Here is a 14,484-nt window from a genome sequence, read left to right as displayed (position 1 = left end):
AAATAACCAAGCTTTCCCTCAGCTTTTGGGGAAAGAACACTATTTTTGATAGCTTTTGTCTTATGGCAGGAATCTAACTAGTTTCATAGAGAATAATTGTTAATATTAGCACACCACTAAATTTTTATAAGAAAGGAACGTCACTATGATAAATCAAGAAATTACAAGAGCCTATTCTATTCAAGAGGTATCAAAACTACTTGGTATTCCCTCTGGAACGATCAGACAATGGGAAAAAGATTTGAGTGGACTTTTAGTCATTCCGCGTACAAAGCAAGGTGCGCGTTATTATACAAGTGTTGAAATTAAACTATTAGAAAAAATTTCAGCTATGAGAGCTCAAAATGTGGGCAAGGGGATGATTCGAACCCTTCTAGAGAAGCACTTACAATCCCCTTCAGAATCTGCCTCCGAATCATTCGAAATGGTGTTGGCAACGACAGACGTAGGAGAGACGGAAAAAACACCCGAGTACTCGTTACAATTAACTGACATTCAAGCTAGCCTTCAAACCTTAAAAGAAGGTGTGATTCACGAAGTAAGGCGAGAGATATTAGAGCAGCGTTCCATCCTTATGGATGAAATCAAACACGAGTTAGCAAACTCATCTTTACAAACAGTCATTGATCTATCAAAGTCTATTCAAAGATCAAACGATAAGAGAAAGGCTGACATGCAAGTACTGACTGAAGCGATTCAATCAAATTCGAAATATACCTCTGAAACATTCGGAACCTTATCAGAAACCATTGCGAAACATTCAAAAGCAACCTCCGAAAGCATTGAGCAAAAAATTGATCAAATGAACCAATCCGTTCAAACAGAAAATGACCAGCTTCTATCAGCAGTGTCTCAAACCGTAGCAGATGTTAAAAATGATGTTCGAACAGTTGCCTTTTCTTTGCATGAAGATCAACAGCAGCTCCGAGAATCCATTCACGAGCTCCAAGAATTCACTAGTCACATTCATCAACGTGAAGAAGGATTTCAAGATCTAGTTTCAGCTTTCCGTGAAGCGGCCGCAGCAAAAACCGCAAAAAAACGCAGCTGGTGGAGACTTTGGGGAGATTAATATGTGGTTGAAAGACAAAGTATGGGTGGATCCCGCTTTGTCTTTTTTGCGGATGAAAACTGACCAATACGCATTACCTATATTCTATTCAAAACCATATTTCTAATCACTCGTACCCCCTACTTCTCTCGATTCCCTGAAACACCCAGAACTTACTACTTATAAAGTTAATTACCATCCCAATCCCAGTGCATATGACCTTTGCTATTATAACAGGAAGATGAACCAGGTTGATAAAGAGTAGAATCAGCACTGACACTAAAATTAAGGTAGCTACATTTGCTACAACATACTTTAAGGGCTCAGAGTACTCATTTCTTTTATTCTCCTTAAAGGTCCATGAACGATTCATTATAAAACTATTTAGCATTCCACATCCATATGAGATGATTTGAGACAATAGAATGGGACAACCATTTGTCAGTAACAGGCTAAACACGCCAAAATCAACCATCGTATTAATTGCTCCAACAATAGAAAACTTGATAAATTCAATAAGTGTCTGATTCTTCATAAATCTCACTACTTTACCCATTTTTTATCCAGACATATTATGTTTCTAAACTAGACAAATTATTTATACATAGTTAAAAATTGTTAGAAATAAGTTCGTATCATATAATTATCTAGATGGTTATTTTTCAATTGAGGAGGAAAATGAATGAGTAAATTATCTGGTTTCATTAGCGGCTGGCTATCGCATAGAAAGGCATTACTTGAGTTACTAAAAGTGGTTAACGATGAGCAACTCTCCTTTAGACCGTGGGAAAATGGAATGTCCTTGTCGGAGCTTACCCTTCATATCGCGGGTTCCACTTCAATGTTCGTAAACACAGTGAAGACTGGAGTGTTTACACCTCCAACAGAAAAGAAGGAAGTCTCCACAGCGAAAGAGCTTATTGAATTAGTAGAGGCTCAGACTGAGTACGCTAAACAAGAGCTGGAAAAATTAACTGACGAACAATTAAATACCATCATTGCTTTTGCTGGAATGGACTTACCAGGAAAAGCTATGTTGGAGCTGGCTAAAGATCATGAAATTCATCATAAAGGACAACTTTTTACATATGTTCGTCTTTTAGGACTTGAAGAGGTTCCTTTCTTCATCTATCGTCCATAAAACTATAAAAAAAGAAACAGGCCTTTATATGATAAAGACCTGTTTCTTTTTTACTCTCCTAAATCAACGTTATGATACACACGTTGTACATCTTCTAAATCTTCTAACGCATCAATTAACTTTTCAAATTGTGCTTGAGCTTCTGGGTCTAAGCTAATATCATTTTGCGCGAGCATCGTTAACTCAGCAACCGTAAATTCTGTAATTCCAGCATCTTTAAAAGCAACCTGTACAGCGTGGAACTGATCGGGTTCGGCATATACAATTACTGTATCCTCTTCTTCAATTATGTCACGAACATCAAGATCTGCTTCCATTAGTAACTCAAGTACCTCGTCAGACGTTTTACCCTCAATACCAAAAACAGCAGTATTATCGAACATATAAGCAACAGATCCGCTTACACCCATGTTTCCGCCGTTTTTGCCAAACGCCGCGCGGACAGTAGAAGCTGTGCGGTTCACGTTATTGGTAAGTGCATCAACAATAATCATTGATCCACTTGGTCCAAATCCTTCGTAACGAAGCTCATCATAGTTTTCTTCTGCTCCACCTTTAGCTTTATCAATCGCACGGTCAATAATAACTCTTGGTACGTTATACGTTTTCGCACGCTCTAAAACGAATTTAAGCGCCTGGTTTGATTCCGGATCCGGCTCACCTTGTTTAGCTGCTACATAAATTTCTAACGCAAATTTGGAGTAAACTCTACTCGTATTTGCATCCTTGGATGCCTTTTTTTCCTTAATATTGTTCCACTTACGGCCCATAATGAACACTCTCTTTCAACATTGTATCTACTCGCCTACTAACTAGGCTTATACTTAATCACATGACATATTATACCGCAACAACTCCATTTACGAAAGAATAATAACGATTACATCATAACGGTGACAGACACCCTTCGTGGACATTCCCCCTACTTTTGTCCATCTCAGGTGGACAGTGTGCGATAAGGTCAACAAAAAAAGCTGCCGTAGCAGCTTTTTTACAATCAAGTCTCTTATTAATCTCCATCCAACATTCTAAATACGCCACCCAATAGACTACCTTCGTCTCTTCCATTTCCTCCAGCCTGCGGAGCTGCGGCAAATACACGACTCGCTAAACGACTGAAAGGTAGAGATTGAATCCAAACCGTTCCGGGTCCACGCAATGTAGCAAAAAACAACCCTTCTCCACCGAATAAAGCTGTTTTCACACCTTTAACCATTTCGATATTATAATCTACATCCTTCGTCATCGCGACTAAGCAGCCCGTATCGACACGTAAAACTTCACCTGGTGCAAGCGTTTTTTGATAAATGGTCCCGCCAGCATGAACAAAGGCCAATCCGTCACCTTCAAGCTTCTGCATAATAAATCCTTCTCCACCGAAAAATCCTGCCCCAATTTTCCTCTGGAATTCAATACCAACGGATACACCTTTTGCTGCTGCTAGAAACGCATCCTTTTGACAAATAATTTTACCCCCTAGCTCACTGAGATCCATCGGTACTATTTTTCCCGGGTAAGGAGAAGCAAAGGATACATGCTTTTTCCCACTTCCTTGATTCGTGAATGTCGTCATAAACAAGCTTTCGCCAGTAATCATTCTCTTTCCGGCTCCTAGCAATTTCCCCATCAGACCTCCACCTCCGGAAGAACCATCACCAAAGATCGTCTCCATATGAATGTGGTCCTCCATCATCATTAAACTCCCTGCTTCAGCCACTACCGTTTCTCCTGGGTCAAGCTCCACTTCAACAAACTGCATGTCATCTCCATAAATCTTAAAATCAATTTCATGATTATTCATCTACATTTCCTCCACATTTACCTGTTTGTTATTTTCATTAAAAACTACTATTTGTATATACGAAGAAATTTTATAGAAGTTCCCTTACATAGAAATATTTTTTCCAACTCATTATGTAATAGAAATCCCGTTATAGCAACTGCTAGCAATTTGTTAGTAGTATAGTTATCTCTTCAAGCAAAATAATATTACACCAACTGACAGATTGCACGTATTTTTTATTATAATTTTCTGACAACAGTTGCCCTCATAATACATTTTCCGACACAGATTTCGCAGTAAATGTCAAGTCTTGCGCTTTCCCGAGAAATAATGTATAGAATGACAAAAATCTACACTAGGCTACTGCCCTGTCAAATATTTGAGTCATTCATAAATTATACCAACTAACTTTAAAGGAGAGCTGCCTCAAATGTTTCACTACCCTACTTATTTTACAAATGGTTATCTAGTCCCAACTACAACCATCCATGACTATTATCGGCAACCACCTCAAATTCAAGGATTAGAAAGAAGATTATCCACAATAGAGAGAAAAAATGAAGCCCACACAAAAGAAATTGAACGCCTGAATCGAGAATTAACTCGTCAAATACAAGAAATCACAAGAATAAATAAAGAAATTGGCAGAATAAATCAAGAAATTGTTCGACTGAACCAAAACGATGAAAAACACACTCGTCGCCTAAGTCGATTGAATCAACGACTAAGAACAGTTGAAAGAAGGCTAAATATACCTTTTTCCACCCAAGATGAGGACTTTTAATAGACTGCAAGGGAAGAATCTATTTGCTGATCTCTTCCCTCTTCTCATTTATCTTAATTTCATCTAATATTTCAAATTACGAAATAAATAGTTTGAATTTTAAAAATTTTACTTTAAATCAAAGGAAATTCTATTCCAAGGATAGCAAAATTAGGTTATATTAAGTTATATCAGGAATGATAATAAGTTTTTATGAGATGGAGTTGGACCAATGTTTGAACGCTACAAAGGTAGATTGATCTCAACTATTGCGTTTTTGATTGGAATGACTACATGGAATATGGTTTTCTATGTAGCAAAAAATTATGAGTATGATCCATGGCTTGACCTTCCTTTCACTTTTACCTTCGCAATTACTGCTTGGTGCCTTGGTTCGTATTTTGACAAATCAAAAGTACTTTTTAAAAAGCTATCAAACAGTGAAGAAAACTACAAAAAACTATTAGAAACAAATACATACTTATTTAACAATTTGAATCAAGTAGTCTATCAAACGGATCACTTGGGTTGTTTTACCGTGTTGAATCCAGCCTGGGAGACTGTTACTGGCTATTCTCCCCTTGAAAGTATTGGGCGCTCCCTATTATTCTATGTGTACCATGAAGACCAAGAATGGATGAACCAACGAGCTATTGAAACGATTAAGCATTCCACTCAGATTGTCCAGGAAGAAGTACGTTTACGTAAAAAGGATGGAGGCTTTGTTTGGATAGAAGTCAACTCTAAATTTAATTTTAATGATAATGGAAAGCTTATTTCTACGGTTGGAACATTAACGGATATTACCGAATGGAAGCTTTCAGAGTTAAAATTGCTTCAATTAAACGAAGACTTAGCCATACACTCTGACAAGTTAAGTGTGGTTGCAAATATGTCTGCGGCCATTGCACATGAAGTAAGAAACCCACTTACCTCCATTTCCGGATTTATTCAGTTGCTGAAAGAACAACGACATCTCCAAAAAGAGTATATTGATGTCATATTTTCAGAAATCGAGAGGATCGAACTTGTATTAAGCGAGATGCTGCTTCTATCTAAACCACAAGTAGTCAATCTAAAAAAGTTTGACATCATTAAAACTTTAGACTATGTTATTGCTCTTATCAGCACAAAAGCCAATATGAATAGTATTGAAATAAAGCTGAAGAAAGATGAAAAACCTATCTGGGTGTATGGGGAAGAAAACCAGATTAAACAAGTTTTTATAAATATTATTAAAAATGCGATAGAAGCCATGCAAAATGGCGGAAAAGTTCACGTAAGTCTTGTGAATGACTACCAGTTTGTTTCAATTTATTTTTCCGATACAGGATGTGGTATTCCTAAAGATACGCTCGAAAAGATCGGACAACCATTTTACACGACCAAGGAAAAAGGAACCGGTTTAGGTCTTACGACTTGCTTTAAAATCATTGAAAATCACAAAGGTAAAATACATATATCTAGCCAAGTTGGTATTGGAACAACTTTCGAAGTAATTCTCCCACTAACGGAGGCTGAAGTTTCTGCTGCCATATAAAAAAGTACCACATAAGTGGTACTTTTTTAATATACATCTTGTCTTACAAAGACAGTAAAAGAGACTAGCAACCCAACAATTGCCCAAACAGCTAGTACTCCAATAGAAAATAAAAGTGTCATCCCGGGTACTGGAGGAGCGCTTCCTGCTAAATATCCTGTTAAATCAAGATTAATCATGAACAAATATTTCGCTGACTGCCAGGATGATACAAGATTGCTCAAAATTAATCCTGCAATTAAAGCAGCAAGCATGACTCCCATACTAGCTGATGTACTTTTTAATAAAACGGATAACATAAAACTAAGAGTTCCGACGACAATCGCAACAAACCAGACTAATCCAAACTCCATCAAAATGTACTGCCACTGATCTATTAATTGAACATTTGAAGTATTAAGCTCTCCTCCCATGCTAGTGAAACCTGTCAAAATTGGTGCCTTCCAACCTCCGAATCCAAACACCACTCCTGAGATCAGATACGCTAGTAATCCCATTAGGACAACAATAATTGAAATGGACAATAATAATGCAACATACTTACTTAGTAGAATCTTCCACCTTTTCACCGGCCTCGTTAATAGAAGCTTTACCGTACCTGCACTCCTCTCTGAAGATACTATGTCTGCAGCAATGATCATAATTAATAATGGAACAAAGAGGGTAATCGATTCTTGCGCAAAACTACGAACAAATGTAGGAGCACCTGGCTCGGCTGGATTAATATTATTATCTAGGTAGTATTGTTGCTGTTGGACACGAATTTGTAATTGAGCTTTCCATTCATCCGAGATACCACTGCTCGTTAATCGGTTTTGTGTATCAACGATTTGTTGCTGTAAAGTGCTTCTCCAATCAACATCCCCTAATTTTTCAATTTGTCTTTGAACCTCCCGAAATTGTGCATATGTAAAAAGACTGATTAAAACGGCCATAATCGCTACAACAACAATCAGTTTTCTCTTCCGGATAATCTTTAGTATTTCATTAAAAATAAGCTTATTCAACGGATTCTCCTCCTGTTAATTCGAGGAATAGGTCTTCTAGAGTAGGCACTTTCCTTTGGATTTCGTGGACCTCTACCCCATTTTCTACAAGCAATTGATTCAACAAAGAGGATTTTTCCGAGAACGGAGTTACTAACCGGTTCTCTTCATCCAGCGTTACCGATGTAGCCGCCTGCAGAAGCTTTGTTCCCTTCTCAACTGGAGTCACTTTCCAAACTAATTGCTCTTGAAGATTTAATAAATTGCTAACCGTATCCACTTTAATTATTCTTCCTTTTGAAATAACAGCCACCCTATCACACATCAATTGTATTTCACTGAGTAAATGACTAGATACCAGCACGGTTAAGCCTTCTTTTTCAGCTAAAAACCGGATAAATTCTCTCATTTCACGTATTCCCATCGGGTCTAATCCATTTGTGGGCTCGTCCAATATCAGCACCTTCGGCTTTCCAAGAAGCGCCTGAGCAATTCCTAATCTTTGTCTCATTCCGAGTGAGTAGGTTTTAACAGGATCATCGATTCGATCTTGAAGTCTGACTAATTTAACGACATATTCTAAATGTTCGGAATCGAAATTCGGTATCATCCGAGAAAAATGTTGAAGATTTTCCATCCCCGTTAAATACGGATAAAGCTCCGGATTTTCTACAATGCACCCTAGGTGACTCATAGCTTTAACAAAATCCTTCTTTACATCATATCCACATACATGAATGCTTCCTGCTGTTGGGCGGATTAACCCTACTAACATTCGAATAGTTGTAGTTTTCCCTGCTCCATTAGGACCTAAAAAACCAAATACCTCACCGCTTTTAAGCTCAAAATCTAGTCCTTTTATAATTTCTCTTTTCCCTATTCTTTTTCGTAATCCTTTAATAGATAAAGTTATCTCCGTCATTATAAAACTCCTACCATGTTATTAGTGAAGCTACTCTTTCCGCAATTAATTGATACCCTTTGCTATTTGGGTGAAACTTGTCTGAAAACAAGTAGTCATTCACCTTAAGCTGAAATAAGTCAAAGGTTGGTACAAAAACTGTATTCGGGTATTGATCAAGAAGGTGATTGGTTGAATAATTCCAATCTCTTACAACAGCCGTTGTCGTTGCAGCATCCTCAAGGTCAATAAAGGGATTGTATAAGCCCACTAGAAAAATGACGGCATCTTGATTTATTGATTTAATCATATCAATGGTTTCTTTGAGGTTATTTACATATTGGTCTTTTATAACCGATATCTCGTCTTGCTTTGGATTAACGAGAGTTTGTCCGCCTTGAAACAAGTCATTTCCACCGATTGTCATTAGAATGACATCTGCATCTTTGATTTGATTTTGTATCGTTTCCCCTTTTATTTGAGTTAGAAGTTGTTCTGAACGGTACCCTTTCACTCCATAGTTATGAAGAGTAAGCTTTTCATCCGTTTTTTCTTCTAATTCCTCAACTAAATAACCAATATATCCTTTTCCTTCTTCATCACCTGTTCCCCTAGTAAGAGAATCGCCAAGTGCAACAATGGTTTTTCCTTCCTCTTCATTTACAATTTCCTCAACTTGAGTTTGTTCCCTTACCGTAGATTCTTTTTTACTCAATTGATTGTGAATGGTCCATGAAAACCCAAATAGCAAAACCAGGAATGCTCCAATCGATAAGAACGAGACAATGGTAACATACGTTTTATTCATAATTTTTCTCCTAATAGCAGTATCGGTCTATACTCATATTTTACTGACTGAAACTGCTTTGTTCAAATTTGACCTTCTTATTATCAAAAATCTTTACTAAATTATGGATATAATATCTAATTTTGGACAAATTAAAAAAGAAAGAAAGTTACCATTAAGGAGTATGAGAAATGGATTTAATGAACAATATGTCATTTGAAATGACAAAGAGTTTCATCCCAAATATCAGCAATTCGGACAAACTGAAAATTGTAGAGTTAACAAGAGATGGAGTTGTGATTCAAATGGAGAACTCTAATTGTAGGGGTGTATTTCCACTTGATAGCTTTCAATATTGGATAAAAAAAGGTTCCCTTATCCATTTAGAGGAACAACAAAAATCATCATAAAAATGAAAACCATCACTTCCCCTTCAATAGTCACCTAACCATCGTTAGAATAGGAAAAAGCCGTAAAAACTCATGGGAGTTAGTGATGTACTCCCACTGTTTTAACGGCTTCTCCAATTCTCATAGCCTAATAAATATTATGTTGTATCTTAATCTTAACAAAAATTAGTAAAACGAAGAGTAAGTTAGGTTGACAATTTCATGAATTTTCATTTAGATACTCGTCGTTTGTCTTTTTATCTTCAGCAACAAGGAAATGATTAACTACTTCAGGATAATCTTTCAACTCTTTTTTTCCTAAATCAGTAATGGTATACACACCTCTGCCTACTTTTACAAACCAGCCATAATAATTTTTTGAAAGAATCGAGAGTGTCTTCTCACCCGTACCTTGTTGTCGGAGTGCTTTTGGGGTCATCGAGCCGTTTCTATCTAACAAACTGGCAATTTGTATACAGTTCTCTTTGTATGCGGTCATAATTTTTGTTTTTGAACTTCCACCAACATTGTAATTAACGTTTCTTCCCTTCATTTCCTCGATCAACTTTTTCCGGTTTCTTACATGATAATTTTTACTTCTCTGTCTGTTAAATGGTTGTGGGGAAAAACAGACTTCCATTTTAGCACCGCTTTTTAAAAAAGAAACAACAATTAACCCTAATTCGAGCCTTTTTAATAAGTGACAAAGATCGTGCCATTTCTTTGAGTTCATCTTATATTTTGGCTTAGGTATTGCTATATACACTTGATCCGTAAGCTTCTGTCTTTTTGTTGCCTGCATCAGGAGGTCAACCGTTAAGGATAATTTCAATTCGACAACGATTAATTCATCATCCTTTAGTGCCACTACATCACAATGATGGACTTCTCCATGTACCTCATAACCAAGCTTTGTAAAAAACTTTTGTATCGGTTTATATAAATCTACTTCGTAGAGCTTCTTTTCCTTACTTACCATTCCCGTTCCCCTTCTAGCCCTTTTCCGAAAAGTATACCACACCGGGTAGGTGTCAGACACCCTTCGTGGACACTTTCCCCTTTTTGTCCTCCTCAGGTGGACAGTTCACAAATAAAAAAGCTCATATCAATTTGGTGTAATGAACATCTACCAAATCATTATGAGCTTAAGCAACAGCTTTATTTACTTATTGTTTTACTATTTTCAAAATCTTTTCTAGTTTCCTCGTGATCTCCAAGGTACACATAATCCTTTTCCCAGAATTCTGCGTTTTCAATTCCGACTTTAACTGGGTCGAATACAGGGTCTTTACCAGCTTTCTTTTGTTCCTCGTAGTCACGAAGAAGTTTTAATGCTGGCTTCGTTAGTAAAACGATCGCAATAATGTTAAGCCACGCCATACTTCCTACCCCAATATCACCTAGCGTCCAAGCAAGACCCGCTGTCTTCACACTTCCGTAGAACACCATAAATAGGAATACAACACGTAATACATAGTCCATCCATTTACGGCTCTTCTTGCTATTTATGTAAGCAAGATTCGTTTCTGCCATATAGTAGTACGCCATGATTGTTGTAAATGCAAAGAACAATAAAGCAATTGCAACAAATGGACCACCAAATCCTGGCATTACTGACTCAACCGCAGCTTGAGTATATTGAGGACCAGGTTCTACTCCTTCTAAATTCGTACGAATTGGGTCAGCCCCTTCAGGAGTAACATTGTACATACCTGTAATTAATATCATAAACGCTGTTGCTGAACAAACAAATAATGTATCGATATACACCGAGAAAGCTTGAACAATCCCTTGCTTCGCGGGATGCGAAACTTCTGCTGCTGATGCCGCATGCGGTGCTGTACCTTGACCCGCTTCGTTTGAATAAATCCCACGTTTTACCCCCCAAGAGATAGCAGATCCAAGAATTCCACCGAAAGCAGCATCTTGGCCAAAAGCACTTGAGAAGATTAATGAAATAACTCCTGGTAATTGAGAAAAATTTAATACAATAATTGCTAAAGCTACAATAATATATCCTACCGCCATAAACGGTACGATAATCTCTGCTGTACGAGCAATACGCTTAACTCCACCAAAGATGATTACAGCTAAGACGAAAACAACAATAGTTCCCGTAATTGCCGGACTAATACCAAATGCGTTATCCATACCCGCGGCGATGCTATTTGCTTGAACTCCTGGAAGCAAAGCACCCGTTGCAAGCACCGTAACAAATGCGAATAAAACTGCATACCATTTCATTTTCAAACCTTTTTCAATATAGAAAGCAGGTCCTCCACGGTATTGACCATCTTGTTTTACTTTGTACACTTGACCAAGCGCAGCCTCAACAAACGCAGATCCGGCTCCTAAAAACGCAATTAACCACATCCAAAAAACAGCACCAGGTCCACCGTAAGCAATTGCTGTTGCAACCCCTGCGATATTACCTGTACCTACACGTCCAGATAGAGCTAATGATAAAGCTTGAAAAGAAGTAATACCATTTTCTGATGAATGCTTTTGGAACATTAATTTTCCAACATCACCCATGTGACGAACCTGTAAAAATCTAGTCGCAAGTGAAAAATACAATCCTACTCCTAAGCATAAATAAATAAGTGCTGGACTCCATATAATTCCATTCAACCAGTTCACAAAATCTTCCAAATAAATTCCCCCTTTAGTATATTATTTTCTTATTATAATAAGAGTTGTCACAATTGAAAAGAATTATTTTTAATTTTTTAAATATTTCGATTTAAAAAGTTTTCTTTATGTAAGATTATATTACAATAGAATTTAATCACCACTGTCCATACCACACGGACAAATATGCCCATTTTGTCTTTTTAGGGTGTCTGACACCCTCTCTGTGGTACACTATTGACGGAGAGTTAATAAGATAAACAAGGCGGAAAATAGTCTAGATAAAGGGGAAGCGGTGGTTGAATAATTGTGTCATCCACTAATGTAACTTATATGAAAAATCGATCTATAAGCGGGCTATTGTTAAATTGGAGAAATGTAGTTTTTGTTCTTATTATTTTAGGTATTTTTATTTTCCTGAAAAATACTACTCTGTTTGAAGCGATCCTTGAGGGTGACTTACAGAAGATAGAAACATTTGTTGGAAACAATCGAATCAGTATTTTACTATTTTCAACATTTGTCATGATCATTCAAAACACATTCACGATCATCCCATTACTAATAGTAATAACCATTAATATAACTTTTTTTGGCTTTTTGTTAGGTTTTTTATGGAGCTGGTTAACAAGTATTCTTGCCGCCATCATTATCTTCTTTCTTGTTCGCTATTTATTTCAAAGTTGGCTTCTAAGTAAAGTAGATGAAAAGCTGGTAGAAAAAGTTGAAAATAAAGGATTTCTTTATGTGTTTGAAGCAAGAATAATTCCTTTTGTACCGACTAGCTTGGTGAATATATTAGCGGGGGTCAGTTCTATTAAGTTTTCTAGCTTTCTTCTCGGAACCCTATTTGGAAATTTTATTTACTTTTTCGTTTTAGCACTTATTCCTGCTGGTTTTTTATCCTCCACTATTAACGAATATATACTTGGGGGAATATTCCTCATAGTTCTCACCTTTTATTATGTTTACAGTAAAAAAAGAAAAACTCCTTCTAAAATGGAGGAATAAAAAAGGCTATTCAATTGATCCTAGTTTTACTACTAGGATTTTTCTTACGTTCTGAAAATTATCAAATTTCACATTAAAAAAATATTTATGTACAAAACTACTTTAGTGTGTAGTATGATTGGACAATATTATTACAACGAGGGGGATTACCTTGGAACACGGCATACAAGACAAAAGAAGTAATCGTGGAATCCTACTAATCAGCTGCCCTGATAGACCAGGCATCGTTTCGAAGGTTTCAACGACATTATATGAACATGACTGCAATATTATCGATTCAAACCAACATTCAACTGACCCAGAAGCAGGTCATTTTTTCTTACGAATTGAATTCGAATGTTCAGATTTAGAAAATAAAAAACGATCTATTGAGAAGTCATTCGAACTTCTATCCGAAACATTTGATATGAAGTATTCCTTTAATTATGGAAGTGAATCACAAAACTTAGCCATTTTTGTTTCAAAGGAGAATCACTGTCTCCTCGAATTATTACTAGAATGGCAACGTGGTGATTTGTTAGGTGATATTAAATTAGTTGTTGGAAATCATGAGGATTTAAGAGAATATGTTGAGAATGTTAATATTCCTTTTTACTATCTACCTATTACTCGTGAAACAAAAGAAGAAGTTGAAAAGAAGCAATTGGAACTATTAAAAGAATATCAAATAGATACTATTGTTTTAGCAAGATACATGCAAATATTATCTCCAGCATTTATCGAGCATTATCCATATCAAATTATTAATATTCACCACTCTTTCCTACCTGCATTTATAGGAGCAAATCCTTATAAGCGTGCCTATGAAAGAGGTGTTAAATTAATTGGTGCAACAGCCCATTATGTAACGGATGATCTAGACGAAGGACCTATTATTGAGCAAGATATCGAGCGCGTCAAACATCATCATGAACTTTCTGACTTAAAGAAAATTGGAAGTCAAGTTGAAAGGAAGGTACTATTAAAGGCGGTAAAATGGCATAATAGCCATAGAATTATTCCGTTTGGAAACAAAACAATCGTCTTTGACTAAAACATTTCACCAAAAAACCGGCACATATTTACATATGCCGGTTTTTTTTCAATTATTCTACCAATGGATTTTCTCCTCTCTGGACTCCACTATATTTATTATGTAGGATAAAGTAAGAATCCTTCTTGGCAAGCCGCTGTTCTGTTCGTACTTTTAAAATGGCCGTTTGCTGTTGCTTGTTTATTAATCTAGCGGCTTTCTTATTAATGATAATTGACATCCCCGTTTTAAAAGAAACAAGGGACTGCAGATAGCTATATTGTACAATGTCCTCAATATGTACTAGCGAAATCCAAATACAGTGGTCACTAGAAGGAGATTGGGTTGGAAACCAATACATGTTCAAAGGTGCACTAATAACTATTGGGACCATATGATAATTACCTAATACTGCTTTTGCCCCATTAATAGCCCCTTCTAAGGTAAATCCATAGTATTTCATGGTTTCCTCTAAAATTCTTTTAGGAG

The 14,484-nt window shown here is 36.6% G+C and carries 16 protein-coding genes; 7 read left to right on the top strand and 9 right to left on the bottom strand.

What is annotated here, in order from left to right:
* The first annotated feature begins 145 nt into the window (after positions 1–145).
* Positions 146–1,072, top strand: a complete 927-nt coding sequence (locus tag ACGLXV_RS06640) for a MerR family transcriptional regulator (protein WP_119708728.1) — start codon at positions 146–148, stop codon at positions 1,070–1,072.
* A gap of 106 nt (positions 1,073–1,178) precedes the next feature.
* Here the strand turns inward: ACGLXV_RS06640 and ACGLXV_RS06635 are convergent, their stop codons facing one another.
* Complete coding sequence (locus tag ACGLXV_RS06635) at positions 1,179–1,586, bottom strand: GtrA family protein (RefSeq protein ID WP_391558011.1); 408 nt, start codon at positions 1,584–1,586, stop codon at positions 1,179–1,181.
* 147 nt (positions 1,587–1,733) lie between these two features.
* On the opposite strand from ACGLXV_RS06635, the gene ACGLXV_RS06630 reads away from it, so the two are divergent.
* A complete protein-coding gene (locus tag ACGLXV_RS06630; RefSeq protein WP_391558010.1) occupies positions 1,734–2,192 on the top strand; it encodes a DinB family protein in 459 nt (152 codons plus the stop codon).
* A 50-nt stretch (positions 2,193–2,242) separates the two neighbouring features.
* Here ACGLXV_RS06630 and ACGLXV_RS06625 read toward each other — a convergent pair whose 3' ends face one another.
* The gene (locus tag ACGLXV_RS06625; protein ID WP_119708731.1) at positions 2,243–2,962 is read right to left on the bottom strand and encodes a YebC/PmpR family DNA-binding transcriptional regulator; all 720 of its coding nucleotides are present in this window, start codon (positions 2,960–2,962) and stop codon (positions 2,243–2,245) included.
* 239 nt (positions 2,963–3,201) lie between these two features.
* Positions 3,202–3,993 (bottom strand): TIGR00266 family protein, encoded by a 792-nt coding sequence (locus ACGLXV_RS06620; protein ID WP_119708732.1) that lies wholly within the window; start codon positions 3,991–3,993, stop codon positions 3,202–3,204.
* Between the two features lie 412 nt (positions 3,994–4,405).
* Between ACGLXV_RS06620 and ACGLXV_RS06615 the strand changes: the two genes are divergently transcribed.
* Both ACGLXV_RS06615 and ACGLXV_RS06610 read left to right on the top strand, forming a co-directional pair.
* Positions 4,406–4,759: a hypothetical protein gene (locus ACGLXV_RS06615; RefSeq protein ID WP_391558009.1), complete on the top strand. Its 354-nt coding sequence runs from the start codon at positions 4,406–4,408 to the stop codon at positions 4,757–4,759.
* A gap of 211 nt (positions 4,760–4,970) precedes the next feature.
* A complete protein-coding gene (locus ACGLXV_RS06610; RefSeq protein ID WP_119708734.1) occupies positions 4,971–6,278 on the top strand; it encodes an ATP-binding protein in 1,308 nt (435 codons plus the stop codon).
* Positions 6,279–6,304: 26 nt separating this feature from the next.
* Here ACGLXV_RS06610 and ACGLXV_RS06605 read toward each other — a convergent pair whose 3' ends face one another.
* From ACGLXV_RS06605 to ACGLXV_RS06595, 3 genes are read right to left on the bottom strand one after another with little or no spacing between them, the layout of a single operon-like run.
* The gene (locus ACGLXV_RS06605) at positions 6,305–7,285 is read right to left on the bottom strand and encodes an ABC transporter permease (protein WP_391558008.1); all 981 of its coding nucleotides are present in this window, start codon (positions 7,283–7,285) and stop codon (positions 6,305–6,307) included.
* Positions 7,278–8,186 carry an ABC transporter ATP-binding protein gene (locus ACGLXV_RS06600; RefSeq protein ID WP_391558007.1) on the bottom strand — a complete coding sequence of 303 codons (909 nt, stop codon included), beginning with the start codon at positions 8,184–8,186 and terminating at the stop codon, positions 7,278–7,280. Before ACGLXV_RS06600 ends, ACGLXV_RS06605 begins: the two co-directional genes overlap by 8 nt.
* Positions 8,187–8,196: 10 nt before the next feature.
* On the bottom strand, positions 8,197–8,973 hold the full coding sequence (locus ACGLXV_RS06595) for an SGNH/GDSL hydrolase family protein (protein ID WP_119708737.1): 777 nt from the start codon (positions 8,971–8,973) through the stop codon (positions 8,197–8,199).
* 170 nt (positions 8,974–9,143) lie between these two features.
* On the opposite strand from ACGLXV_RS06595, the gene ACGLXV_RS06590 reads away from it, so the two are divergent.
* Positions 9,144–9,362: a hypothetical protein gene (locus tag ACGLXV_RS06590; protein ID WP_119708738.1), complete on the top strand. Its 219-nt coding sequence runs from the start codon at positions 9,144–9,146 to the stop codon at positions 9,360–9,362.
* Between the two features lie 199 nt (positions 9,363–9,561).
* On the opposite strand, the gene ACGLXV_RS06585 is transcribed toward ACGLXV_RS06590, so the two are convergent.
* Positions 9,562–10,320, bottom strand: a complete 759-nt coding sequence (locus ACGLXV_RS06585) for a DUF2161 domain-containing phosphodiesterase (protein ID WP_391558006.1) — start codon at positions 10,318–10,320, stop codon at positions 9,562–9,564.
* A 179-nt stretch (positions 10,321–10,499) separates the two neighbouring features.
* The gene (locus tag ACGLXV_RS06580) at positions 10,500–11,993 is read right to left on the bottom strand and encodes an alanine/glycine:cation symporter family protein (RefSeq protein WP_391558005.1); all 1,494 of its coding nucleotides are present in this window, start codon (positions 11,991–11,993) and stop codon (positions 10,500–10,502) included.
* Positions 11,994–12,281: 288 nt separating this feature from the next.
* Here ACGLXV_RS06580 and ACGLXV_RS06575 point away from each other — a divergent pair, with 288 nt between their 5' ends.
* A complete protein-coding gene (locus ACGLXV_RS06575; protein ID WP_391558004.1) occupies positions 12,282–12,983 on the top strand; it encodes a TVP38/TMEM64 family protein in 702 nt (233 codons plus the stop codon).
* 118 nt (positions 12,984–13,101) lie between these two features.
* A complete protein-coding gene (gene purU, locus ACGLXV_RS06570; protein ID WP_391558003.1) occupies positions 13,102–14,016 on the top strand; it encodes a formyltetrahydrofolate deformylase in 915 nt (304 codons plus the stop codon).
* A gap of 52 nt (positions 14,017–14,068) precedes the next feature.
* Here the strand turns inward: purU and ACGLXV_RS06565 are convergent.
* Positions 14,069–14,484, bottom strand: a 416-nt coding sequence (locus ACGLXV_RS06565) for a competence protein ComK (RefSeq protein WP_391558002.1), incomplete at its 5' end; no start/stop codon positions are given.

Origin of the sequence: Robertmurraya sp. (assembly GCF_036676585.1) — a bacterium.
In the GTDB taxonomy this organism is placed as follows: domain Bacteria; phylum Bacillota; class Bacilli; order Bacillales; family Cytobacillaceae; genus Robertmurraya_A.
This window is presented reverse-complemented; position numbering and strand designations above follow the sequence as displayed.